Source organism: Aliiglaciecola sp. NS0011-25, from assembly GCF_040370605.1.
Taxonomy (GTDB): domain Bacteria; phylum Pseudomonadota; class Gammaproteobacteria; order Enterobacterales; family Alteromonadaceae; genus Aliiglaciecola; species Aliiglaciecola lipolytica_A.
The window spans coordinates 81,999-107,158 of record NZ_BAABWR010000016.1; the positions used below are offsets into that span (position 1 = coordinate 81,999).

Sequence of the window (25,160 nt, forward strand, 5' to 3'; positions counted from 1 at the left end):
TTAGTGAGTTTTTGTAAGTGACGACAAAAACATGGAATGCTAATTGTGTATTTTTCTGGAGTTAACTGGTAAATACGCTAATTTTAATTAGGGAATATTGTGGAATAACGCAAAAGGAGCAATAGAATGCTAATTTTAACCCGTCGTGTAGGTGAGACCTTGATGGTAGGTGATGAAGTCACCGTAACTGTATTGGGTGTTAAAGGGAATCAGGTAAGAATAGGGGTTAACGCCCCCAAAGAAGTATCTGTGCATCGAGAAGAAATTTATATGCGCATTCAAGCAGAAAAAAATGGAACTGCGAGTGAACGTTCCGGCAATTCGAGCGAAGATGTAGAATAAAGTAAAGTGAAAAACCTAAGAAGGCTGGTTAACCAGCCTTTTTTTTTATTTTATTTTTAATAATTGTTTTAACTATCTCGAAAATATAAGCATATCAATTCGTACAAAATACCATCATATTATTGCAGTTTTACGCTGATCGTCTAAAATCCCAGCATACAGGTAGTAAAGTGTAAAAAAAGGTTTGACTTCCTTTTGTGATTCAGTAAACTTCGCTCCCACATTTGGAGAGGTGGCCGAGTGGCTGAAGGCGCTCCCCTGCTAAGGGAGTATAGGGTTTGTAGCCCTATCGAGGGTTCGAATCCCTCCTTCTCCGCCATTCCTTTTTATCGGGAATGGAACAAATGTCTTTTACGCGTGTGTAGCTCAGCTGGATAGAGTACCTGGCTACGAACCAGGCGGTCGGAGGTTCGAATCCTTCCACACGCGCCATATTGAATCGAAGCTCCGCAGGAGGTTCGACAAAATCGTCAGGAACGATTTTGAACGTGCGAAGCGCGGCCCCGAAGGGGTGGAAGGCAGGATGCCTGAAATCATCCTTCCACACGCGCCATATTTGAATCGAAGCTCCGTAGGAAATTCGATAAAACTGTTAAAGACTAGATGTAGAATTTGACAGTTGTAAGTACAGAGTAAGTTAAATACCACGCGTGTGTAGCTCAGCTGGATAGAGTACCTGGCTACGAACCAGGCGGTCGGAGGTTCGAATCCTTCCACACGCGCCATACTTGAATCGAAGCTCCGCAGGAGGTTCGACAAAATCGTCAGGAACGATTTTGAACGTGCGCAGCACGGCCCCGAAGGGGTGTAAGGCAGGATGCCTGAAATCATCCTTCCACACGCGCCATATTTGAATCGAAGCTCCGCAGGAGGTTCGAAAATCAAAACTACGATTTTGTGCTTGAATAGCGTTTTGCTAAAGAACGTATCTCGAGAAGTTAGAAATATAAAATCGACGTAAATGATTTGAAGTATAAGCAATAAAAAAACCGCTTTTATAAGCGGTTTTTTTATGCCCGAAGTTAAATTAAATATTTATAAGTAATTACCAATAAGTAATATTAATCTAAACGTGACGATTGGTATGATAGCGCTGCTTTGCATTAAATTAACTTTATAGCTAACGCTAAAAGTATTCGAACAGATTTACAGTATAAAGTGGCTAAATGATTGGTGGAGACGCCTAATCAGCGACTTGAGTGGGTAAAAATTCAAAATAGTTGAATAAGTACCCTAAAAATACAGTTTGCTTTGTGGATTTTGGTTGAGTTTTCAATGCTTAAGTGATACTTATCGATACCTAAACTAATAACAGTGTGAATTATATGCAAACGTCCATTTCTGAATTACTAATTGAAGCTGCCAACCTAATGGTAGTGGGTATGGTTGTGGTGTTTGTTTTCCTTACACTACTAATCGGCGCAGTAAACTTAATTGCTGCAATTAACCGAAGATTTCCTGAAGAAGTTGTCCCTGCGCATCCTGCTAGGACACAAAGGAAAGTGTCTAATGACAAATCAAATTCTTCCGTGCCTATTGCGGCAATAACCGCCGCAGTTCACCAATATCGAAAAAATAGATAGTCTAAATAAATCGATTTTTTAGGAGTTTCCATGAGCAACCCCCTTAAAATAACTGAATTGGTACTGCGTGATGCGCACCAATCTTTATTAGCCACTAGAATGCGATTGGATGATATGTTACCCATCGCAGCGAAATTAGATAAAGTTGGCTTTTGGTCAATGGAATCTTGGGGAGGCGCTACATTCGACTCTTGCATTCGTTATCTTGGCGAAGATCCTTGGGATCGTATCCGTGAATTAAAAAAGGCCATGCCTAATACACCTCAGCAGATGTTGCTAAGAGGGCAGAATCTTTTGGGGTATCGTCACTACGCAGATGATGTAGTTGAAAAGTTTGTAGAAAGAGCGCATACCAATGGCGTTGATGTGTTTCGTATTTTCGATGCAATGAATGACACTCGAAATCTGGAAACAGCGATTAAATCTGTGGTTTCTGTAGGCGCACATGCCCAAGGCACGATTTCCTATACAGTAAGTCCAGTGCATACCCTAGAGCGTTGGCTAGACATGGCTAAGTCCTTAGAGGATATGGGCATACATTCTTTGTGTATCAAAGATATGGCAGGGTTGTTGAAACCTTACGAATGTGAAGAACTAATTACTCGCTTGAAAGAAATTATAAGTGTGCCTATTGCCATGCAATGTCATGCAACCACTGGACTAAGCACCGCAACTTATCAAAAAGCCATTGATGCGGGTATTGATATGGTTGATTGCGCGGTATCATCTATGAGTATGACGTACGGGCACAGTGCAACTGAAACCATTATGTCGATTGTGGAAGGTACTGACCGAGATACCGGCTTAGATTTGCATCTGATGGCTGAAATCGCGAGTTACTTCAGAGAAGTGCGTAAAAAATACGCTAAATTTGAAGGTAGCTTGAAGGGCGTTGATGCACGAATATTAATTGCTCAAGTGCCTGGTGGAATGTTGACGAATATGGAAAACCAACTTCGTGAACAAGGTGCAGAAGATAAAATGGATGAAGTACTCAAAGAAATTCCTAAAGTAAGGGAAGATCTTGGTTTTATTCCATTAGTGACTCCAACTTCGCAAATCGTTGGTTCTCAATCTGTATTAAATGTGCTGACCGGAGAACGATATAAGAGCATCACTAAGGAAACTGCAGGTGTTCTTAAAGGTGAGTATGGCGCAACCGCAGCGCCAGTGAATGCAGAATTACAAGCTAGAGTATTAGATGGCCAAGAACCTATTACTTGTCGACCAGCTGATCTGATTGAACCTGAATTAGCTGCCTTAACCACAGAATTGACTGAAATTGCGCAACAGCAAAATATTAAGTTGGCTGAGGAAAAAGTGGATGACGTATTAACCTATGCATTATTCCCGCAAATCGGCTTAAAGTTTTTGCAAAATAGAGGGAATCCTGACGCATTTGAACCTGCTCCTACAGGCGAGACTGAAGCAAAACCTGCAACTTCGTCAGCTGCATCTTCGCCAGCCCAAGGTAAAGCAGAAAGTTATTCTGTGCGTGTTGATGGCAAGTCTTATGAAGTGGAGGTTGCCCCAAGTGGTCAACTTTCTTCAGTTAAAAGCACTGAAGCGGCGACGCCAACTGCCACCCCATCTTCTGACGAAGGTGTTGAATTAAACGCGCCATTGGCGGGTAATATATTCAAAATCTTAGTTCGCGAAGGAGACGAAGTGAGCGAAGGTGATGTCGTCATCATCATGGAAGCGATGAAAATGGAAACAGAAATACGTGCTATCGAAAGCGGTATCGTGACTGATGTACTTGTATCAGAAGGCGATGCAGTTCAATCAGGTCAAGCTTTATTGAGTTTAGGATAATTTCATGGAGAAGTTAGAAATCCTATGGCAAAGCACCGCGCTGGCACACTTCCAGGCTGGTCAAGTGATCATGATGGTTGTTGGCCTGTTGCTACTATATTTGGCCATCGTTAAGAAATTTGAACCGCTATTATTGTTGCCCATTGGTTTTGGTGCGTTATTGACCAATATTCCATTGGCTGGTTTTAGCGAAATGGGTGGTTTACTGCATTACATTTATGCCGTTGGAATTGATACAGGGGTGTTCCCTCTGCTCATTTTCATGGGGGTAGGTGCAATGACTGATTTCAGCGCGCTTATTGCTAACCCACGGATGTTGTTGCTTGGCGCCGCTGCACAGTTCGGTATATTTGCCACCTTGTTAGGGGCGATTTTGCTGAACTTTGTTCCAGGTCTTGAATTTACCTTAAAAGATGCTGCAGCGATTGCCATAATCGGTGGCGCGGATGGCCCAACGGCAATTTTCTTAGCATCGAAATTAGCCCCTGAATTATTAGGCACTATCGCTGTTGCTGCTTATTCTTACATGGCATTGGTACCTATTATTCAGCCACCAATAATGAAAGCGTTAACGACCCCTGAAGAACGAAAAATTCAAATGGGTCAGTTGCGTATAGTGTCTAAACGAGAAAAAATCGTTTTTCCATTAGCTGTGTTGCTAATGACTATCCTGTTTTTGCCGACGGCAACGCCGCTAGTAGGTATGTTTTGTTTGGGTAACTTAATGAAAGAGTGTGGTGTGGTGGATCGTTTGAGCAATACTGCGCAAAACGAGCTTATTAATATCGTCACTATCTTCTTAGGTTTGGCTGTTGGTTCGAAGTTGTCTGCTGATAAATTTTTGAAAGCAGAAACATTGGGTATACTTGCATTGGGTGCTGTGGCATTTGCTATAGGAACAGCCACAGGCGTTCTAATGGCGAAACTGATGAATAAGTATAGCAAAGCAGATATCAATCCTTTAATCGGCGCAGCCGGCGTGTCAGCCGTTCCTATGGCCGCAAGGGTAGTAAACAAAGTTGGGTTGCAAGCCAACCCCCATAACTTCTTACTGATGCATGCAATGGGACCTAATGTGGCAGGAGTATTGGGCTCAGCAGTAGCGGCCGGTATCTTGTTAGCCTTAGTGGGTTAGATTATCGCTTCAGCGAGAAAGTAAAAAGTTAAAACAAACCCGTTGAGGTTCACTCTCTCCGGGTTTTTTTATGTTCAAATTAATTTGGGGTAATAAGTGATAGGTGGGATTTAACTAACTTTTCGGTGTACTCACTTTTTGGCCAATTGAATACCACGTCAGTTTTACCTGTCTCCACTAAGTTTCCGTTTTGCAGAATTAATACCCGATCACTGATGTGCCTGATAATCCCTAAATTATGAGAAATAAATATAAATCCTAAACCAAGGTCCTTTTGTAGTTTCATAATCAAGTTTATGGTCTGCGAGCGAACCGAGGGATCTAATGCAGCAAAAGGTTCATCAGCAACAATAACTTGTGGATCGAGAATAAGCGCTTTGGCTAAGGCTAAACGTTGTCGTTGACCATCAGATAACATGTGTCGATAAAAAAACATGTGATCGGGCAACAACCCTACTAATTTTAAGGTTTGCTCTATTTTCTTTAACCGTTCAGTTGAACTTAATTGGGTGTTAAGGATTAAAGGGCCTTCCAAAATTTTGGCGATATTAATACCAGGATTTAGCGACTCATTACTGTGTTGAAATATCATTCGAATATTAAGACAGCGTTGTCGTAAATTATGTGGCGATAACTTTTGACCATTTAAAAATATATTACCTCCAGTTGGTATCTCAGCGCCAACCAAAAGTTTTCCTAACAAGGATTTTCCGGAGCCATTTTCCCCCAAAATTGCTAAGGTTTCGCCACTGTTCAATTCGAAACTCACTTTACTTAGCGTGAATCCAGAGCGCTTCTTAAACAGACTCCTAGTCGGTTTTTGGGTGTATTCGAGGTTTTCAACCTTTAATAAAGCCGTCATTCTTTTTCTCGTATTAAGGGAAAGTGGCAACTATAGAAATGATCTTGTACATATCTAAGTTCAGGCACCTTAACACATTCCCTTTGTGCACGAGGGCAGCGAGGACCCAGTCGGCAGCCGATGGGTAAATGTTGCAGTGTGGGAATGGTGCCATCGAGGGTGGATAGCGGCGATTTAGGCGGCAAATCCTTCCTGAAACTTGGGGCACTGTCTAATAGCGCTTTGGTATAAGGGTGCAACGGGCGTTTACGTAGTTGCGCCATTTTTCCATCTTCTACCGTTTGACCACAATATAAAACGGTCATCTTGTTTGCCATACTCGATATTGCGATCAAATCGTGGCTAACAAATAAAATGCTCAAATTACGTGTCTTATTAAGTTGCGACAACAGTTTTAATATCTGTATTTTGGTCGTAATCTCCATGCCACGGGTTGGATCGTCGGCAATCAACAGTTGCGGTGAAGATACCAAAGCACATGCGATTAAAAATTTCTGACCAATATCATCGGCAATTTGATTGGGGTAGGCTTGTAAATACTTTTTATGATCTTTAATACCGACTTTGTGTAATAGTTTGATGGCAATCTGAAGTCGTTGTTTGCTCCTTTGCCAAAACCATTTCCCTTTCAAAATATGTCCAGGAATACTTTCCATTAACTGCTCACCAAGGGTGGATGAGGGGTCTAATGATGCAATCGGATTTTGAAAAATAACGGCAATTTCACTGCGCATTATTTTGCGTCGTTCGGCTTGGCTAATTTTTAATAAATCTCGACCTTTCCAAGTGAGCCTATCTGCGGTTAATCGCCAGTTTTCAGGAATCGCCCCAACAACGGCTCTGACGATTAAACTCTTACCTGAGCCGGACTCACCCACTAAAGCGCGTATCTCGCCTTCTTCAATGCGTAAGTTCACTTTATCCAAGGCTTTCATCCAGCCCGTTGAACCGTTGATTTCAAGGGTTAGATTTTTAATATCTAGCAATGCCATTAACGTTGCAGCCTATTTCGAAGTGCTGAGCGAAGACCGTCACCCACCACATTTACTGACAACACCATTAAAAATATTGCACTTCCCGGTAGTGCGATGCTCCATGGCGATTTGTAAGCAACTCGCAGCCCTTCAGAGAGCATAGTGCCTAGTTCAGGGGCAGGCGCTTGCGCCCCTAATCCTAAAAACCCTAGGGCGCTAATATCCAAAATTGCAATAGACAATGCCATTGTGCCTTGTACAACTAACATTTCGTACATATTCGGCAAAATACAATAGAAAAACAGGTAGGTATTTTTAGCACCGTCTAATTTAGAAGCCAATATATATTCTTTGGCCATTTCGGTTCTGACGACTTCTCGCGTGTTATGCACAAACTGGGGGATGAGTGCCAAACTTATTGCCCACATACTGTTGACCAAACCAACACCTAAAATACCAACAATGACGATGGCAATAAGCAAGGTTGGTATTGCTAAAATTGAGTCCAATAAATGATTTAATACGCTAGACCGTACGCCGTGAGTTATGCCCGCCAATGCCCCTAATGCTACGCCAACTAGCATAGCCAATAGAACCAATAATAAGCTTATCCCAAGGGTCATTCTACAACCATAGATTAACCGCGAGAGTAGATCCCGTCCTATGCTATCGGTTCCAAATAAATGTCGAATTGAACCGTTTACATCCCACGATGGTTTAACCAGAAAGGCATTGGGGTTTTGTAGCAAAGGATCAAATGGCGCGATGAGCGGGCCGAACACTACGAGGAATATAAAAAATCCCAATATCCATAAGCCCAAAACGGCAATATGGCTTTTGCGAAATTCCCACCAAGTATGTATCAATGGTGAAGGATGGAATTCTTCCTGATAAATATCAAATTTGGGCACGACGTTCTCCCGTTAGTGCTGGGTTAATCAGCTTGGCTAACAAGTCGGTGCAGACTGTTAAAATGATAACCATTGTAGATACGGCTAACATACCCGCACGAATCGCAGGGTAATCCCGTTGAAAAATTGCCTGAATTAGCCAGTTTCCAATCCCTGGCCAGGAAAAAATAACTTCGACTATCATGGCATTTGTCAGCAGCACAGCGAATTGCATACCAAACAGTGGGATAATCGGAAGTAGCGCATTTCTGACGCCGTGTCGGAATACCACCTGCCATCCACTTAGTCCTCTAGTGTAGGCGGTTAATATATATTGGCTCGCCATCACATCGATAACCGAACGGCGTGTAATTCGAAATATAATTGATGCGGTTACAATTGTCAGAGACAAGGTTGGTAAAATAAGATGTTGCAGAGCACTGTTAACGGCGGCATTTTTGAATTCAAAATCACTTAATAAAATATCGATAAACATAAAACCAGTTTGATGAGGGATATCGAAAAGTAAACTAATTCTGCCGGACAGTGGAAACCAGCCAAGTTGCAATGAAAACACCAAAATCATGATGAGTGACAGCCAAAAGACTGGGGTCGAATAGCCAATAACACTTGCGGCTAATAAGCTGTAATCCGATAGCTTGTAATGCTGAAAGCCTGCCAGAAAACCCAAAGGCACACCGATTAGTAAAGAGAGCAACAAAGCGTAAGCGCTTAGTTCCATACTCGCGGGTAAAGTTTGTGATATTTCCATCCAAAGTGGATTACCAGAGCTAAAACTTAGCCCCCATTGACCTTCTAATAGATTATTTAAATAAAGCCAATATTGATAGACATATGAACGGTCAAAACCATGAAGCTCTATGAGATATTGATGGTTTTCAGGAGAAGAATGTTTTAACCCTGTTAAGTTTACGATTGGGTCGCCAGGAAATAAATAAACTAACGCAAAGGATAATACGCTTAGCACAAACAAGGTGAGAATAAGCAAATTAAATTTTCGAATGATTTGCATCAACATCATTGTTTCTCTACGTCCCCAAATCGAATTGCACCAAACGGATTAATCACTAATCCGTTAAGCTCGCGGCGGTGCGCACGATAACGATACGCATGAGCTAAAGGAACTAAAGGTAATTGTTCAGCAATCAATTTATTGGCCAATTTATAATATTCGATACGTTGTGCTATTTCCGAGTATCGTAACGCTTGATTTATCAAGGAATCATATTCCTCAGAACACCACATCGCTCGGTTTGTACCAGATTCAATGGCCGAACAGGTTAGCAGAGGACGGTAAAAGTTATCTGGGTCGCCATTATCTGCTGACCAGCCGATAAGTACAGAGTCGTGCTGCCCTTCTTTTAGTTTTTCACGAAATGTTGTCCACTCATAACTAACAATATTCACTTGAATGCCTACTTGATTGAGGTAATTTTGCATCAATTCAGCCATTTTACGGGCATTTGGGTTGTACGCTCTTTCAACGGGCATTGCCCATATATTCATGGTAAACCCTTCGTCTATGCCGCTTTCTCGTAATAGCTTACGGGCCATTACAGGATTATAGTTGGTTTCACTCACATCAGACTGATACGCCCAAGATGATTCAGGTAACAGACTTTTTGCACTTACGGCGCTACCGTAATAAACCGCTTCAAGTAAGGTATTTTTATCAATCGCCATGGCTAAGGCACGTCTTACTTTTGGGTTATCAAAAGGATATTTCGACGTATTGAACGCCCAAAACCCCACATTGAGGCCAGGCCTGCCATCAAGGGTAAGGTCTGGTCTTTCACGAATGGTATCCAACTCGCTGTGCGCAGGAAATGCGATGGCATCACATTCACCTGTCATGAGTTTAGCTAACCTGAGCGAGCTCGTTGTTGTAATGTCAAAGATAAGTTTGTTCGGTGCGTTTTTATGCTGCCAATAGTCTTGGTGCTTGCTATAACGTATGTAATGGTCTTTTTTATACTCTTTAAATCTGAATGGCCCTGTGCCAATCGGATAATTATCAATCCGTTCTTGTTGGTTACTTAAGATTAATTTTTGTGCGTATTCAGCTGACAGAATAACCGCGAAATCAGTGGCTAAGTTGGCTAAAAAAGAACTGTCAGGGCGGGCTAAGGTAATTTCTACTCGGTAACCATTTATTCGTTTCACATTTGAAATTAAGTCGATGAGTCCAATACTCGTGAAATAAGGATAGTTGCCACCCGATACGTAATGATACGGATGGCTGTCTAGACGCCAGCGGTCAATACTGAAAATAACGTCATCGGCGTTAAAGGTTCGAGTAGGCGTAAAATAATCGGTGTTATGAAACTTTACGCCTCTGCGTAGTTGGAAAGTATATGTCAATCCATCTTGGCTAATTAGCCAACTACTGGCCAATGCGGGCACAATTTTTCCAGATTGTGGGTCAAAATTGAGTAAGCGGTCATATATTTGGTGAGAGGATGCATCAGATGTGGTGCCTGAGGTGTCAAGTTGTGGATTAAAGCTTGTTGGGTTGCCTTCCGAACAATAAATGACACCAGTCACAGAGGAAGTTGCTGTTGTGCCATCAAAACAACCACTAATACTCAGCGCAAGCAGCACTGCTAAGGTGAAGCGAAACAATCGATTGGGAGTTTTAGGATGCATCACCTTAATCTTCTATGTCTTCTGGGGAACTGTCCAATAAATTATATTTTTTTAGATAACCGCGTAATTGATGATAGGTCAAAGATAACTTCTCTGCGGTCTTTTTTTGATTAAATTGACTATCAGATAATGCCTGTTTAATTAAGTCGACCTCAAATTCTTGTGACAGTGTTTTCAAATCAACAGGAAACTGAAAGGCTTTCTGTTTTGCTTTAACAGGTTCGTCCGTATTTGTTGCGCTTTCTGTCGGAGCTGATGGCGTTACTGCTGCTGGTGGCACCACTGCGGTAATCCGGTCTTGGGTTTTAATTCTGCCTTTTGGTCGAAAAACAGACTCAAAGGGATCTAACACGATTTGATGAACTGGCACATGTGGGTTATTGCTTCGATAGACTGCTCGTTCCACAACGTTTTTCAGTTCACGAATGTTGCCCGGCCATTCATATTCGAGCAAAGTGCGTTTGGCTTTCTCAGTAAAGCCACTAAATAACTCCATTTCTAATTCTCGCGCCATATTAATCGCGAAATGTTCGGCCAGCATCATAATATCTTCTAGGCGTTCACGTAATGGAGGGAGGGTAATAACATCGAATGCGAGTCGGTCTAGTAAATCCGGTCTAAACTCACCTGAGGCGGCTAATGAGGGTAAATCTTCATTGGTTGCCGCTACAATTCGCACATCCACCTTTACGGATCGAGAACCGCCAACCCGTTCAAATTCACCATATTCGATAACTCTTAGCAGTTTCTCTTGAATCAGACCTGAAGTGTTGGCCAGCTCGTCTAAGAAAAGGGTGCCATTGTTAGCGACCTCAAAACGACCTTCTCGTCGTTTTTGAGCACCAGTGAACGCGCCAGCTTCGTATCCGAACAGTTCAGTTTCTAATAAGCTTTCACTTAGCGCTGCGCAATTGAGCTTTAAATAATTTTGTTCCCAACGCTTAGACAAATAATGCAGACGAGCTGCCACTAGTTCCTTACCAGTCCCTCTTTCACCAATGATTAGAACAGGTTTGTTCAAAGGCGCAATTTGAGATATTTGTTCAAGCACTTCAAGGAAGCTATTGGACTGTCCTAGCAGATTGTCTTGTTGACGAAATCGGCTCATTGACACATTTCCTCTATTTGAAAATTGTAGCTGTTAGACTACTATATTCGACGATGCAATTAACGTTTAAACCTTTACTAAATAGTTAGTTATAGCTCACGTATTTGTTCATCAAAGTAAAAAGTGGTCGAATTCGCTAATATGTGGTTGATAATCATAATACGCTAAAATCATAAAGTTAAGGAATAAAATTGTTTTTATTTAAAAATCATAAGGTTAAACTGATTTAATTAGTTGGCCCGTATATTGAATAATCAATTACAGCAAATGCCAAAAGCATTTATTTATTCGATAACTTGAAGTAGAGGAAAAGATTATGGGTATCTTCTCGCGTTTTACAGACATCGTGAACTCAAATATTAATTCATTACTTGATAAGGCTGAAGATCCAGAAAAAATGGTTCGCCTCATTATCCAAGAAATGGAAGATACATTAGTCGAGGTGCGTTCTGCCTCAGCTAAGACCCTAGCTAATAAAAAAGATATTAGCTCACAGATTACAAAATTAACCAATGAAGCTGAAGATTGGCAATCTAAAGCTGAACTGGCATTGAGTAAAGATCGTGAAGATCTTGCCAGAGCTGCATTACAAGAAAAGAAAAAGTGTGTTGAACACAGTGATTCTTTAGCTAAGGAATTAGCGCTTATTGATGAACAAATCAGCAAGCTACAGGGCGAAATTGGCCAATTGCAAGATAAGCTAGCCGATGCAAAAGCTCGTCAAAAAACGATTATCATGCGTCAGAAGACAGTGAGCTCTCGTCTTGAAGTGAAACGCACCTTAGATAGCAGCAAAGTTGATGCAGCGATGGGACGTTTCGAACAATACGAGCGTAAAATTGATGATTTGGAATCACAGGTTGATGCCTATGATTTAGGTAAGAAAACTTTAGCTGATGAATTTGCTGATTTAGCATCTGATGATGTGATTGACGATGAACTGGCAGCGCTTAAGAAAAAAGTACAGACTAAAAATAGTAAAGCTAAAAAATAAAAGTAGTGGCCAGGAAGGAGTAACACCGTGGAAGATATATTGATTGTGACGGTAGGCGTACCTACTATTATTTTCATGATAATTGTCGCACCTATTTGGTTGATTCTGCATTACCGAAGTAAAAAGCAGGTCAGCCAAGGGTTATCTGAAGATGAATATAAGTCATTACAGGAATTATCCAACAAGGCTGAAATGATGGCAGATCGTATCCAGACTTTAGAAGCCATTTTGGATGCGGAATCACCAGATTGGAGAAATAAATCATGACACCACGCAAGCAATTACAGCGCGATTCGGAAAATGGAAAAATTGCCGGTGTCTGTGCAGGGATTGCTGAGTACTTTGGAATAGAGACTTGGCTAGTTCGAATTGCTGCAGTCGCCGCCATGTTGTTACTCGCTGGGCCATTTATTCCAGTATTTTACATCGCTGCTTGGTTCATTTTAGATAAAAAAACACCTGAATCTAAACATAGTTCACAAGGCCAACATCACTTTCATGGCAAGTCTGGTGTAAAAGGTTGGCATAACGATATTGATGATGCAGATAAAAAAGTAGCGGTTAAGTCAAAGGTTTGGCAGGCTGGAGAGCCTCCAAAGCAAGCTTTTTATGATATCAAACAGCAATATTTACGAACGGAAGCGCGTTTGAGAAAGATTGAAACCTATGTTACTTCATCTGAATTTCAGTTGAATCGCGAAATTAACAAACTCTAGCGGTTTAATGAGCAATTAAGCTAGTCGTTTTTTCAAACTGCACCTTGTTTAAACCAATGCTTGGTGCAGTTTTATGTAGGTTGGTTTGCCTACTGTTTGGCAAATAATCAGAGTCTGGTAGTCAATCATCCCATTAAAAACCCTTGCATACATCGTGATTAACTTATCAGTCAGATTTTGCTTGTAAATTAAACACAGGTAATATCCTTTTATTGTACTTCGCTCGCTAACCTGTTTTGTCATCTCAGGAGTCATTTGATTGCTATCTAAAATAACCCAAAACTCTTCAGTGCAACGTTTTCAAGATCAAGCCAAAGTGTTGGGGAACCGGCTGATGGATCATCACGTGAGTCTAGCGGTGACGGGCCTGAGTAAAAGTGGTAAAACCGCGTTTATCACTTCTTTGGTAAATCAATTACTGAATGCGCGAGAGTCATCTGATTTGCCGTTTTTCTCGGTGGTATCTGAGAATCGACTAATTGGTGTTAAGCGCGACGTTCAGCCAGATGTAACCGTTGCCCGTTTCGCCTATGAACAGGGGCTAGAAAGCCTAAACAGTGAACCACCAAAGTGGCCAGAATCTACCAATGGAGTGTCTCAGGTGCGGCTGCTAATTAAATATCGCAATCAGTCACGACTGCGCAGATTAGTATCCGAATACAGTACCTTAACATTGGATATTACTGACTATCCCGGAGAATGGCTTCTCGATTTACCGTTATTAGAATTGGATTATGTGCAGTGGTGCCAGAATTTTTGGGACGACTTGCACGATCCAACTAAGAGTTCACTGGCTGAGGATTTTAAATCTGAATTGAATAACTTAGATTTGACTGGGACTGCAGATGAGATGCAAATTCAACATATTTCCAACCTGTTTACCCAGTTTCTTCATGAGTGTAAGGCTCAAGGTTATCAACTTATTCAACCTGGTCGTTTTGTGCTACCGGGCGAGTTAGTGGGGGCGCCTGTGTTGCAGTTCTTTCCGTTAAATCCAGCGCAACTGAAGTTAGCGTCTGACAATCAAGCTAACGGTGAAAACTCTGAATTATTGGATTTGCTGAGCAGCCGTTTTGAACAATATCAGAAAAAAGTCATTCGACCGTTTTACAAAAAGCATTTTAAACGTTTTGATCGACAAATTATTTTGGTCGATTGTTTATCTGCTTTGAATATGGGAGCCCATAGTTTTAATGATTTACGCAAAGCCATCAATTGGTTATTAGGCAGTTTTCACTATGGTACCAGTAATATTTTACAACGAATATTCTCACCTAACATCGACAAACTGATGTTTGCTGCGAGTAAATCAGACCATATAACCCCAGAGCAACAACCTAATTTGGTGATGCTTTTAGAATCAATGATCCATGAGGCTAGACAGCATATTCAATATGAAGGAGTCGCAACCGAATCCACTGCTTTTAGCGCCATACGTACCTCACAAGTAGGCAGTAGCATACTAAATGGAGAGGCTGTTCAAGTGCTTAAAGGCACCACTATTGAAGGTAAAGCAATTACTTTGTTTCCAGGAGAAGTGCCTAAAGAATGCCCTGCACAGTCATTTTGGCAGCATCAAGGTTTTGCTTTTCCGAATTTTCGTCCGATGCCAAAAGGCGACAACAAAAGTGCCTTTCCACATATACGGTTAGACCATGTATTGGAATTTGTGTTAGGTGACAAACTGGAGTGAAGTTATGAGTCAATCAGAACAACCTGCTAAGGACAGTATTCAATCTAGTTTAATACTGACAGAAGAGCAAAATGACGGGGCAGAGCAAGCAACAGTTGAGTCGTCCCATAAAATTAAGCCTGCCACGCTTTTGCAAGCTGATGTGGTTTGGGAGCAAAGCAGCCCCGAAACAGAGCAAACCGATGATTTTGATGATCCTCAAAACCTAAAAACAGCAAAGAGTTCTAAATTATTCTGGTTACTGCTGTTGGCCTTAGGGCTTGGCTGCGCCGAACTCGCTTTGTTCATTCGCGAAGTTTATTTAACTGAAGATTTTTTGTCGGCTATTTGGCTTATTTTGTTTTCGTTGATTGTAGTGATGGCAGCAAGAGAGTTATTTTCCCAATGGCGCGGACTGGCGCACCTCAAACGGCATGATGAATTTAAACAACAAGCACTGCAATTGCTCGCGGCACCAACCATAGGACAGTCAGAAGGATTTTGTGAAAAGCTGATCGCGAATTTGCCTGCAAATGAATATGAAGCGGAAATTGGTCAATGGAAAAGTACCGTACAGGCACATCATGTTGATAGTGAAGTTTTGCAGTTATTTGATCAAAAAGTGCTCCAAAAAGTAGACCAAAAAGCCTTAGCTTGTGTGACTAAACATGCTTCTGCTTCGGCCGCTATGATTGCCGTGAGTCCCTTTGCGTTATTAGACATGGCAGTAGTTTTGTGGCGCAATTTAGTCATGCTTAAACAAGTGAGCCAATGTTACGGGATTCAGTTAGGATACTGGGGACGAATTAGTTTGGTTAAACGAGTGTTTAAATCAATGCTAATCGCTGGCGCTGCGGAGATTATAAGTGACGCAGGAAATTATGCACTTGGCGCTGGGGTAACGGGGAAACTATCATCAAGAGTCGCTCAAGGTTTAGGCGCGGGCGTGTTAACCACACGAATTGGAATAAAGGCAATGCATGCATGTCGTCCCTTGCCTTGGATTGCAAGTAAACCTCCTGGGTTGTCAAAACTTACCCAACAATTACTTGCTGACTTGAAAAAGGTAACATCATAAGTTTTTGTATTTAATGGAAAACTCTGTTCTTATGTAAAATTAATGTTACATTTTTTGAAAAACTCTATATACCTCGATTTCTGTTCCTTTAATCTTAATTAAGTAGACTTAAAGACATTGAGATTTAGCAAATTGCACGTTTTTCTTTCATCTAGATTGAAAGAAAAACGAACAGAATAAGACTTTTGCAAGATGGGAAGTCGAGGAATACAAATGCCAAAAACAACTAAATATTCTTCTCGAAGTATGGATCAAAATGGCCTTGTTGACTGGTCACAAAGTGAGAATTTGGTTTGGAGAGACTTATACCAACGACAAATTGCGATTATTCAAAATAGGGCATGTGATGAGTTTATGCAAGGACTTAGATTACTCGACTTGCCTGCAGATAGAGTTCCGCAATTAGGCGAAGTGAATCAGGTTCTAGCAGCCACCACAGGTTGGCAGGTGGAACAGGTTCCGTCACTGATTAACTTTGATGCGTTTTTCACTTTATTAGCCAATAAAAAGTTTCCGGTCGCCACATTTATTCGCAATCGTGAGGATTTTGATTATCTTCAGGAACCGGATATTTTTCACGAAATATTTGGCCATTGCCCATTATTAACCAATCCATCTTTTGCACATTTCACCCATACTTATGGAAAGTTGGGGTTGGCAGCGAATAAACAGGATAGAGCATACTTAGCTAGATTATATTGGTTCACCGTTGAGTTTGGTTTGTTGCACACAGCAGACGGGACGCGAATTTATGGGGGAGGGATTTTATCTTCACCTGGTGAAACGATTTATGCCTTAGCAAGTGATAAACCAATAAGACAAGAGATGGTACCACTAGAGGCACTGCGCACTCCCTATCGCATTGACATCATGCAACCGGTTTATTTCACATTAAATCACTTTGATCAATTGTTTGAATTAACCCAGCTCGATATTATGGCACTGGTGAATACGGCGAAAAAATTAGGTTTAAAAGCGCCGCTTTTTGAAAGCAAAGATAAGTTAGTTAGTTAACTCTCGAATAGTGTCAGATATACACCTAAGAATTGTTCGATTGGTTGATAACGATACTTTCTATTAAAAATAACGCTTCATGTTAAAACTGGAACGTTTTTCACCTTTTGTCTTAAATTTAGGTTACCCACCTCACTGAATTTGAAGACAACCCCTATAATTTGTAATAATATCTTTACACCTTTTATTATGGATCGTGACCCCATGCGATTGGAAATTATTTGTCAGGACAGATTGGGCATAGCGCAAGATGTATTAGACATATTAGTTAATTACGAAATTGATTTACGTGGCATTGAAATTGATATTGCGGGAAAAATTTTCTTAAACTTCCCGAATATTAAGTTTGAGGATTTTCAGCAGTTTATGCCAGAAATCCGGCGTATTAAAGGCATTGAAGACGTTAAAACAACGCCTTTCATGCCAATAGAAAGGGAGCAAAATCAGCTTCGCGCATTGCTGCAAACTCTACCCGATCCCATATTTTCTTTAGATACTAGAGGGCGTATTTTGCTGGTTAACGAAGCCGTAACCGCAAGTGTCGAACAAAGCTCTGAAAGTTTGTTGGGTGAAGAGATTGGCGAATTTGTGCGTGGTTTTACTTTTCAAAAATGGTTTGAAGGGAATCCTGCTACCGCACAGACCCAGAAAGTTAGTTTTTTAGAACAAGATTTTTTAGCTGATATATTGCCTGTCATGATACCGGATGCTGGTGGCTCGTCTATTTTAGCCGGCGCTTTGCTAATGCTTAAATCTGAATTTAGATTGGAGCAACAACTTACCGTATTCCACCAAATCAGCAATGATAGTTTCGCCTCTGTGCAGGCCAGCAGCAATGTAATGAAAAAGGTCGTCAAAGAAGCCACTCGGATGGCCGAATTAGATGGGCCTATTTTAATTTTCGGCGAAACAGGAACGGGCAAAGAAATGCTAGCAAGAGCCTGCCATGAGGCAAGTCGTCGAGCCAGTGGGCAATTTCTGCCGCTCAATTGTGCATCATTACCGGATAATGTGGCTGAAACAGAGTTATTTGGCTATGCCCCAGGAGAATTTGGTCAAACCGAAGGTAAAGCGGGGATTTTGGAACAAGCCAAAGGTGGAACTCTTTTCTTAGATGAAGTGGGGGATATGTCAGATCACTTACAGTCTAAGTTACTGCGAGTACTGCAAAATGGAACATTTCGCAGGGTTGGAGATAGCAACGAGGTGACAGTTGACGTCAGAATCGTTTGTACAACTCAAAAAGATTTGGCTAAGTTAGTTGAAGAAGGGCAGTTTAGAGAAGACCTCTATTATCGTCTCAATGTGTTGAGTTTAACCGTGCCTTCGTTGCGTGAACGAAAATCCGATATCATTCCCTTAGCTGATCGCTTCATTAAGCAACATTGCATGAAATTGGGTCGTCGAGCGCCTAAATTAAGTAAGTCATGTGTCGATTATTTACAATCTTACTCTTGGCCAGGTAACGTTAGGCAACTTGAAAACGCCCTTTATCGCGCATTGTCTTTGCTGGAAGGTAATGAAATGTGCAAGGAGCATATTCAACTGCCGAGCAGTTCAACAAACCTAAACTTTATCCCTGAAGAGTTCGAAGGCTCGTTGGAAGAAGAAGTGAAGCGATACGAGAAAAGCTTGTTACGACGGCTCTATCCATTTTATCCCAGCACTCGTCAACTTGCTAAAAAGTTAGGTTTGAGCCATACCGCAATTGCAAACAAATTACGCGAATATGGCATCAATAAGAAGACTGTAAAAATTTAGGTACAGTTATTTTTGTACTGTTCATTTTTGTTGACATAAACAGCCGCTTTTTAGCGGCTTTTTAATGCCTGCAGGTAAATGTAAAAATTACGTTACAAATTTTGAGGTTTTCAGTAAAAAACTATTGTAAAGCAGATACTTCTGTTCTGCTAAATAATAGGCTTAAGTATAGACATCTACTTGTTTAACTTTTGCGAGAAATACCTATGACAACAGACATTCATTATAACCCTTTGCATTGTGACGGCTTCGAATTTGTGGAATACACCGCAGCTGATGATAAGGGCATTCAGGATCTTAAAGATTTATTCCTATCGCTGGGTTTTGCAGAAGTTGCACAGCATCGTTCCAAACGTGTTTGGTTGTTCAAACAAGGTGATATCAATTTTATTGTCAATGCAGAGCCCGCGTCGCAAGCAGAGGAATTTGCTCGGTTACGTGGTCCTAGTGTTTGTGGCATGGCATTTCGCGTCAAAGATGCAGGCAAAGCATTGCAGCATGCCGTGAAAAATGGTGCTAAGCAATTTGTTGGTAATTTGGGGGCAATGGAATTAAATATCCCTGCAGTTTATGGGATTGGCGAAAGTACTCTGTACTTTGTCGATCGCTACGGTGATGAGTCAATTTATAACATTGATTTCAAGTTCTATCCGGATTGGCAAGAGCGTATGCAAAGTGCCAATGCTGGTCTAGCTGTACTTGACCATCTTACCCACAACGTTAAACGCGGGAATATGGCGGTTTGGGCGAATTTTTATGAGCGTATAGGTAACTTTAGAGAAATTCGTTATTTTGATATTGAAGGCAAATTGACCGGATTAGTCAGCAAAGCCATGACGTCTCCTTGCGGCAAAATACGTATCCCTATTAACGAATCATCAGATGATAAATCTCAAATTGAAGAGTTCATCCGCGAATACAATGGTGAAGGGATCCAGCATATCGCTTTGTCTACCGAAGATATTTATGAAACCGTGCGAACCTTGAAAGCCCGCGGTCTTAAATTTATGGATACTCCTGATACCTATTATGAGAATGTAAATAACAGAGTAGAGGGGCACGGTGAAGATCTCGCGACCTTACAAGAGCTGAAAATACTGATCGATGGTGCGCCAATGAAAGATGGGATTTTGTTACAGATTTTTACTGACACTGTGATTGGTCCCGTATTTTTTGAAATCATTCAACGCAAAGGTAATGAAGGTTTCGGGGAAGGCAATTTCAAAGCTTTGTTTGAATCAATTGAACAAGATCAAATTAGACGAGGTGTGATCGAAAATAACGGCGAAAAATCTGATGCGTAAATGGATTCATTTTCCTCGGCAAGAGGGAACTTGCTCGCGCCAAGCCCATGCTGATTTTCCCGAACAAGCTATTTTTGAACGGGAAATTGGCCGCAACGGATTTTTTGGACCAGCCACACATTTGCATCACACCCATGCACCGACCGGTTGGATTGATTGGCAAGGTCCATTGCGGCCAAGGGCGTTTGATTTAAATTTGTTGCAACACAAAAATGTTGAGATGAACGGAAATTCTCCGTGGAGCGCTGCTGAAATATTATTCAATGCCCATTGTCGATATCGTATGTGGCATTGTCACACAGCAATGCAAAAATTAGCCAGAAATGCCGACGGTGATGAATTGTTATTTATTCATCAAGGAGCAGGGCAATTATATTGTGATTATGGACATTTGAGTATAACTCAGGGCGATTACGTGGTCATTCCTCGTGCAACTTTGTGGCGTATTGAACCTGATTCAGATATGCAGATTCTGATGATTGAAGCGACCAACGATAGCTATCAATTGCCTGAAAAAGGCTTGGTTGGTCCCCATGCTATTTTTGACGCTGGGATGTTAGATGTCCCTGCGATAAACCAAAAATTCAAAGCGCAATACAGCGAACAAAGATGGCAAGTGGAAATAAAGCGCCACAATCAAATATCCGAAGTGACTTACCCATTTAACCCCCTCGATGCGGTAGGCTGGCACGGTGATTTGAGCGTAGTGCGCATTAACTGGCGAGATATTCGACCATTAATGAGCCATCGATATCATTTACCGCCTTCGGCCCACACCACCTTTGTTGCAAGTAGGTTTGTTATTTGTACCTTCGTTCCAAGACCAATAGAAAGTGATCCAGGTGCATTGAAAGTGCCGTTCTACCATAACAATGACGACTACGATGAAGTCTTGTTTTATCACCAAGGTGACTTTTTCTCCCGTGACAATATCGAAAAAGGTATGGTGACTTTTCACCCCGCTGGTTTTACTCACGGACCGCATCCTAAAGCATTTGCTGCTGGCAAAGCGCATAAAAAAACCTTCACTGATGAAGTGGCTGTGATGTTGGATACGAGGGACGCTTTGGAAGTTTCTGAAATATCTTCATTGGTTGAAAACCCCGACTATGTAAATAGTTGGCAAGTGAAATAATTATTTAAAAAGGATTGCCATGAAATTAGCAAGTTATAAAAATGCCAGCCGCGACGGTCAACTAGTGGTGGTAAATAAAACGCTAACCCAATGTGTTTTAGTGACTGAAATTGCTAGCACTATGCAACAGGCTTTGGATGATTGGGCGCAGACAAGCCCTAAACTAGAATCAGTATATCAACAATTAAATGCCTCAAAGCTCACAGATACCTTGCCCTTTGACAGTAAAAAATGTGAGTCTCCTCTTCCTAGAGCTTACCAATGGGCAGATGGAAGCGCTTATGTTAATCATGTGGAGTTAGTTCGAAAAGCCAGAGGTGCTGAGATTCCAGAGAGTTTTTGGAATGATCCGCTAATGTATCAAGGTGGCTCTGACGACTTTATTGGCCCAACCGACGATGTTCCATTACCCAGTGATAAATGGGGAATAGACTTTGAAGCTGAGGTGGCAATAGTCACTGATGATGTGCCCATGGGAACACTTCCTGAAAACGCGAGGCAACATATTAAATTAATTATGTTAGTTAATGATGTTTCTTTGCGAGGGTTAATTCCTGGCGAGTTAGCCAAAGGTTTTGGCTTCTTTCAATCCAAACCTGCTTCTGCTTTTTCGCCTGTGGCCGTTACGCCTGATGAATTGGCTGATAAATGGGTTGATAATAAAGTACATTTGCCACTGATCTCTGAATATAACCACGAACTATTTGGCTGCCCTCAAGCCGGTATTGATATGACTTTTGACTTTTCCCAGTTAGTTGCCCATGCAGCCAAAAGTCGTAATTTGAGTGCTGGGACTATTATTGGTTCGGGCACAGTCTCTAACAAGCAAGGCACCGAATATGGGACTAGCATTGCTGAAGGTGGTGTAGGCTATTCTTGTATTGCAGAAGTGCGGATGATCGAAACCATTCGAGATGGCGAGCCTAGCACTGAATTTATGAAGTTTGGTGATCACATCAAAATTGAAATGAAAGACGAGCATGGAAACAATATATTCGGCAGCATCGAACAACAAATTGTTGAGGCTGAGTTATGTTAATACCTGAATCTATGACATTTGCATATATCGTTGCTTCGAGGAGAAACAAGTGAGTTTATATTTACATGGTTATTGGCGTTCATCTGCTTCATATAGAGCTCGAATTGCACTTAATATAAAACAACTAGAATATACTTATGTGCCGGTTAACTTAGCAAAAGATGGTGGTTCGCAATTTAGTGAGCAATACACAGCTCTCAATCCGGCCCAGTTGGTTCCAACTTTTGTAGACGACGATGAAGATATTTTTCTCAATCAATCGATGGCGATTATTGAATATATCGATGAACGTTATGAAGAGCCGGTAAAATTAGTACCTATTCATCGTTTAGACAGGGCGAGAGTGCGCGCATTTGCTCAGGATATTGCTTGTGATGTCCAACCGGTTACTAACCTGCGAATATTGGGCCACCTGAAAACAACTTTTCAAGCTAATGATAAAGACACGGCAAAATGGTGTAAACATTGGATTGAAACGGGTTTCAAAGGAATTGAAAAAAGACTGACGAATACCGTTGCTGATTATTGTTTTGGATTCGATCTCAGCATGGCTGATGTATTTTTAATTCCTCAGGTTTACAACGCTGAACGATATGGTGTAGACATGAATCAGTTCCCTTTGATTCAGCGTGTCGCTAACAATTGTAACCAACTACAGGCATTTATCGATGCCAAACCTGAAAACCAGGTTGATGCTATGTAAGTTGAACTTATATGTTTTTAATTGGTAGCTCTGTGGTGTTCTTAACCTGTTTGAGGGCAAACGTAGAGCTAAGATGATCAACTAAAGGCAAGTTAGTGAGCTTACTTTTGAGTAAATGTTCATATTCTTCAATACTCTCAACAATGACTTTTAATAAATAATCTTTGTCTCCACTGGTGGTGTGACATTCAACAATTTCATCGATGCTTTGCACTGAAGCTTCAAATTCGTTGAGGGACTCACCATCGTGATTTTTCAAGGTCACATAAATAAATACGGATACCCCAAGGTTGAGTTTTTTGTTATCTAAGATGGTAACTTTCTGCTTGATAATACCATCGGCTTCCATGCGTTTTACGCGACGCCAACAAGGCGTGTGAGACAGGCCTACTTTTTGGCTCAATTCGGCCATAGATACAGTGGCGTCTTTTTGTAAAACTCGTAGAATTTCACGGTCAAATTTATCAAACTTCATAAGGTGGTCTTGTCAAAAGTGGATTATTTTATTTAATAGTGGAGCATGCGCAAAATCTCTATCTTTTTCAAGAGAAGATACTAGGATAATTATCCTAAATGTTGGAATCCAATCGTTACAGGATTGCGTCTTTTCTGTCAGTGTAAAAATCTTAGCAAAACATATCCTCAGCACGTTGCGCTACTATACTGAAAAATAACAATCTATTTATAGGGTTTCACAATGTCAGTGTTCGATCACTTAGAATTTGATGGCCATGAACAAGTGGCGTTTTTTAAAGACAAAAAAACCGGTTTGCAGGCAATTATTGCGGTGCACAATACAAACCTTGGTCCGTCTCTAGGTGGTTGCAGAATGTGGCCTTATGCAAGCAGTGAAGAAGCACTCAATGATGTACTGAGATTATCAAAAGGGATGACCTATAAGGCAGCCATGGCGCAATTAAAGTTGGGCGGTGGCAAAGCGGTCATCATAGGTGATCCCCGAAAACAAAAAAGTCCCGAGCTGATGGCGGCTATGGGAACCTTTGTTGAGCAAATGGGCGGACGTTACATCACTGCTGAAGATTCTGGTATTGCGGTATCTGACATTAAGATCATGGCTGAAAATACGGCTCATGTGTCTGGAATTCAAGCAAAGTACCGTGTTGACGGTGGTGAAGCCGATGGTAACCCAGCGCCTTCTACAGCTTACGGTGTGTTTAAAGGTTTGGAAGCGTCAGTTAATTATGCGTTAGGTTCGGATTTAAAAGGGGTAAAAGTAGCAGTTCAGGGGATGGGACATGTGGGTTTTCGTTTAGCTGAGCATCTATATCAGCATGGCGCAGAACTCTATGTGACGGATATCTATCCTGATAATGTTAATTTGGCCGTTGAAAAGTTTGCAGCAACAGCGGTTAGTCCGGATGACATTTTTGATCTTGATGTGGATGTTTATGCGCCTTGTGCCATGGGAGCATCTGTCAATCAACAAACCTTGAACAGAATAAAAGCGAAAGTCATTGCTGGTGCGGCAAATAATCAATTGGCGCGGGAGTCGATGGGGGAGCTATTGCGTGAAAAAGGCGTGCTCTATGCCCCTGATTACGTTATTAATGCTGGTGGTGTTATCGACATTTACCACCAACGTATGCTCAGCACTGCAGAAGCGATGCGCAGCCACATTGAAGGTATAGCTGATACGTTAACGCAAATATATGAACGCGCGGAAGCAGAACAGCAACCAACCAATGTGATTTCTAATCGGATGGCTGAAGAACGCTTTCTATCAGAATAATCAATTGCACAGTGCGCAATGTGGCTTTTGCTAACTTGTAGGATGAAAATTCAGCAACTAGTTGTAAGTAGGTGAATTCAACCTTGCATATTAATACGGCTTTGGTCATAATGCGCGCCGATTCAATGACTCTTAATTCTTATTAAGGTTACTGAATTCGAGTTTCTATGGTGGCCTTTTGGTCCTTCCGCAATGATACTCTGTGAAATCGGTCAGGCCCGGAAGGGAGCAGCCGTAGCAGACGACTCATGTGCCGGAATGTGGCTGAGGGGCCGCCACCCAACTTTCCCCCTTCTTTTATTTAGTCCAAGCATTAAGACTTTTCTGGTTTAGGATTATCTAAGTAGCTCATTGCTTTAGATACCGCATTAACTACATTCATTTCCATTTGCTGACGTTCATTTTGTGGAAGATAAAAAGACATGTCTACGTCGAAACGTATGTATCTTGGTGGAAGTTGATTCAGCGCTAGGCAACATAAGTCAGCTATATAGTCTGAGGATTTGTTGGACGTTAGATCCATTGATTCGATTCTTTCTAAAATAAGATGTTCATAATAATTATGGATGTCATCATCTAGTTTCATTATTGCTTGTTCTCACCTAAATATCCTATGAA

24 protein-coding genes, 3 tRNA genes and 1 other RNA gene are annotated in these 25,160 nt (G+C 41.4%); 20 read left to right on the forward strand and 8 right to left on the reverse strand.

All coding sequences use genetic code 11. The features are described from left to right. Window positions 1-126 precede the first annotated feature (126 nt). From csrA to ABWV72_RS14765, 7 genes are all read left to right on the forward strand, one after another. Window positions 127-342 carry a carbon storage regulator CsrA gene (csrA, locus tag ABWV72_RS14735; RefSeq protein ID WP_216050093.1) on the forward strand — a complete coding sequence of 72 codons (216 nt, stop codon included), beginning with the start codon at window positions 127-129 and terminating at the stop codon, window positions 340-342. 226 nt (window positions 343-568) lie between these two features. Next, window positions 569-661 (forward strand) — tRNA-Ser (locus ABWV72_RS14740). Window positions 662-697: 36 nt separating this feature from the next. Further along, window positions 698-774: transfer RNA gene (locus ABWV72_RS14745), tRNA-Arg, on the forward strand. A 216-nt stretch (window positions 775-990) separates the two neighbouring features. Further along, window positions 991-1,067 (forward strand) — tRNA-Arg (locus ABWV72_RS14750). Window positions 1,068-1,667: 600 nt separating this feature from the next. Further along, the gene (locus tag ABWV72_RS14755; protein ID WP_303499460.1) at window positions 1,668-1,925 is read left to right on the forward strand and encodes an OadG family protein; all 258 of its coding nucleotides are present in this window, start codon (window positions 1,668-1,670) and stop codon (window positions 1,923-1,925) included. Between the two features lie 30 nt (window positions 1,926-1,955). Next, window positions 1,956-3,740: a sodium-extruding oxaloacetate decarboxylase subunit alpha gene (gene oadA, locus ABWV72_RS14760; RefSeq protein WP_216050095.1), complete on the forward strand. Its 1,785-nt coding sequence runs from the start codon at window positions 1,956-1,958 to the stop codon at window positions 3,738-3,740. A gap of 4 nt (window positions 3,741-3,744) precedes the next feature. Continuing rightward, a complete protein-coding gene (locus ABWV72_RS14765) occupies window positions 3,745-4,875 on the forward strand; it encodes a sodium ion-translocating decarboxylase subunit beta (protein WP_216050096.1) in 1,131 nt (376 codons plus the stop codon). Window positions 4,876-4,954: 79 nt separating this feature from the next. Here the strand turns inward: ABWV72_RS14765 and ABWV72_RS14770 are convergent, their stop codons facing one another. The 6 genes from ABWV72_RS14770 to pspF are packed head-to-tail and all read right to left on the reverse strand — an operon-like array spanning window position 4,955 to window position 11,376. Further along, window positions 4,955-5,737: an ATP-binding cassette domain-containing protein gene (locus ABWV72_RS14770; protein WP_216050097.1), complete on the reverse strand. Its 783-nt coding sequence runs from the start codon at window positions 5,735-5,737 to the stop codon at window positions 4,955-4,957. Beyond that, the gene (locus tag ABWV72_RS14775) at window positions 5,734-6,729 is read right to left on the reverse strand and encodes a peptide ABC transporter ATP-binding protein (RefSeq protein ID WP_216050098.1); all 996 of its coding nucleotides are present in this window, start codon (window positions 6,727-6,729) and stop codon (window positions 5,734-5,736) included. Before ABWV72_RS14775 ends, ABWV72_RS14770 begins: the two co-directional genes overlap by 4 nt. Beyond that, window positions 6,729-7,622, reverse strand: coding sequence for an ABC transporter permease subunit (locus ABWV72_RS14780; protein WP_216050099.1), 894 nt, complete (start codon window positions 7,620-7,622; stop codon window positions 6,729-6,731). The genes ABWV72_RS14775 and ABWV72_RS14780 overlap by 1 nt, the downstream gene beginning before the upstream one ends. After that, the gene (locus ABWV72_RS14785; protein WP_303499634.1) at window positions 7,609-8,640 is read right to left on the reverse strand and encodes an ABC transporter permease; all 1,032 of its coding nucleotides are present in this window, start codon (window positions 8,638-8,640) and stop codon (window positions 7,609-7,611) included. The genes ABWV72_RS14780 and ABWV72_RS14785 overlap by 14 nt, the downstream gene beginning before the upstream one ends. After that, on the reverse strand, window positions 8,640-10,268 hold the full coding sequence (sapA, locus tag ABWV72_RS14790) for an ABC transporter substrate-binding protein SapA (protein WP_353371461.1): 1,629 nt from the start codon (window positions 10,266-10,268) through the stop codon (window positions 8,640-8,642). The genes ABWV72_RS14785 and sapA overlap by 1 nt, the downstream gene beginning before the upstream one ends. A 4-nt stretch (window positions 10,269-10,272) precedes the next feature. Beyond that, entirely contained in the window at window positions 10,273-11,376 is a 1,104-nt protein-coding gene (pspF, locus tag ABWV72_RS14795) for a phage shock protein operon transcriptional activator (protein WP_216050100.1), read from the reverse strand. Window positions 11,377-11,692: 316 nt separating this feature from the next. On the opposite strand from pspF, the gene pspA reads away from it, so the two are divergent. From pspA to maiA, 11 genes are all read left to right on the forward strand, one after another. Further along, window positions 11,693-12,370, forward strand: a complete 678-nt coding sequence (gene pspA, locus ABWV72_RS14800; protein ID WP_303499456.1) for a phage shock protein PspA — start codon at window positions 11,693-11,695, stop codon at window positions 12,368-12,370. A gap of 27 nt (window positions 12,371-12,397) precedes the next feature. Next, complete coding sequence (gene pspB, locus ABWV72_RS14805) at window positions 12,398-12,637, forward strand: envelope stress response membrane protein PspB (protein ID WP_216050102.1); 240 nt, start codon at window positions 12,398-12,400, stop codon at window positions 12,635-12,637. After that, complete coding sequence (pspC, locus tag ABWV72_RS14810; RefSeq protein WP_216050103.1) at window positions 12,634-13,086, forward strand: envelope stress response membrane protein PspC; 453 nt, start codon at window positions 12,634-12,636, stop codon at window positions 13,084-13,086. Before pspB ends, pspC begins: the two co-directional genes overlap by 4 nt. A gap of 259 nt (window positions 13,087-13,345) precedes the next feature. Next, window positions 13,346-14,779, forward strand: coding sequence for a YcjX family GTP-binding protein (locus tag ABWV72_RS14815; protein WP_353371428.1), 1,434 nt, complete (start codon window positions 13,346-13,348; stop codon window positions 14,777-14,779). A 4-nt stretch (window positions 14,780-14,783) separates the two neighbouring features. Beyond that, a complete protein-coding gene (locus ABWV72_RS14820) occupies window positions 14,784-15,836 on the forward strand; it encodes a YcjF family protein (protein ID WP_353371430.1) in 1,053 nt (350 codons plus the stop codon). Window positions 15,837-16,049: 213 nt separating this feature from the next. Continuing rightward, window positions 16,050-16,850 (forward strand): phenylalanine 4-monooxygenase, encoded by an 801-nt coding sequence (phhA, locus tag ABWV72_RS14825; protein ID WP_353371432.1) that lies wholly within the window; start codon window positions 16,050-16,052, stop codon window positions 16,848-16,850. 204 nt (window positions 16,851-17,054) lie between these two features. Further along, complete coding sequence (gene tyrR / locus ABWV72_RS14830; protein WP_216050107.1) at window positions 17,055-18,611, forward strand: transcriptional regulator TyrR; 1,557 nt, start codon at window positions 17,055-17,057, stop codon at window positions 18,609-18,611. A 206-nt stretch (window positions 18,612-18,817) separates the two neighbouring features. After that, a complete protein-coding gene (gene hppD, locus ABWV72_RS14835; RefSeq protein WP_216050108.1) occupies window positions 18,818-19,915 on the forward strand; it encodes a 4-hydroxyphenylpyruvate dioxygenase in 1,098 nt (365 codons plus the stop codon). Then, window positions 19,908-21,050, forward strand: a complete 1,143-nt coding sequence (locus ABWV72_RS14840; RefSeq protein ID WP_303499451.1) for a homogentisate 1,2-dioxygenase — start codon at window positions 19,908-19,910, stop codon at window positions 21,048-21,050. The genes hppD and ABWV72_RS14840 overlap by 8 nt, the downstream gene beginning before the upstream one ends. 19 nt (window positions 21,051-21,069) lie before the next feature. Then, window positions 21,070-22,089 carry a fumarylacetoacetate hydrolase family protein gene (locus ABWV72_RS14845; protein WP_353371435.1) on the forward strand — a complete coding sequence of 340 codons (1,020 nt, stop codon included), beginning with the start codon at window positions 21,070-21,072 and terminating at the stop codon, window positions 22,087-22,089. A 49-nt stretch (window positions 22,090-22,138) separates the two neighbouring features. Next, on the forward strand, window positions 22,139-22,792 hold the full coding sequence (gene maiA / locus ABWV72_RS14850) for a maleylacetoacetate isomerase (RefSeq protein WP_353371437.1): 654 nt from the start codon (window positions 22,139-22,141) through the stop codon (window positions 22,790-22,792). 7 nt (window positions 22,793-22,799) lie between these two features. On the opposite strand, the gene ABWV72_RS14855 is transcribed toward maiA, so the two are convergent. Then, window positions 22,800-23,267 carry an Lrp/AsnC family transcriptional regulator gene (locus tag ABWV72_RS14855; protein ID WP_216050112.1) on the reverse strand — a complete coding sequence of 156 codons (468 nt, stop codon included), beginning with the start codon at window positions 23,265-23,267 and terminating at the stop codon, window positions 22,800-22,802. A 222-nt stretch (window positions 23,268-23,489) separates the two neighbouring features. Between ABWV72_RS14855 and ABWV72_RS14860 the strand changes: the two genes are divergently transcribed. Both ABWV72_RS14860 and ffs read left to right on the forward strand, forming a co-directional pair. Then, window positions 23,490-24,542: a Glu/Leu/Phe/Val dehydrogenase dimerization domain-containing protein gene (locus tag ABWV72_RS14860; protein WP_353371439.1), complete on the forward strand. Its 1,053-nt coding sequence runs from the start codon at window positions 23,490-23,492 to the stop codon at window positions 24,540-24,542. Window positions 24,543-24,718: 176 nt separating this feature from the next. After that, window positions 24,719-24,815: signal recognition particle sRNA small type (gene ffs / locus ABWV72_RS14865), an RNA gene on the forward strand. Between the two features lie 40 nt (window positions 24,816-24,855). Here the strand turns inward: ffs and ABWV72_RS14870 are convergent. Beyond that, window positions 24,856-25,128, reverse strand: coding sequence for a late competence development ComFB family protein (locus ABWV72_RS14870; protein WP_216050114.1), 273 nt, complete (start codon window positions 25,126-25,128; stop codon window positions 24,856-24,858). Between the last annotated feature and the right edge of the window lie 32 nt (window positions 25,129-25,160).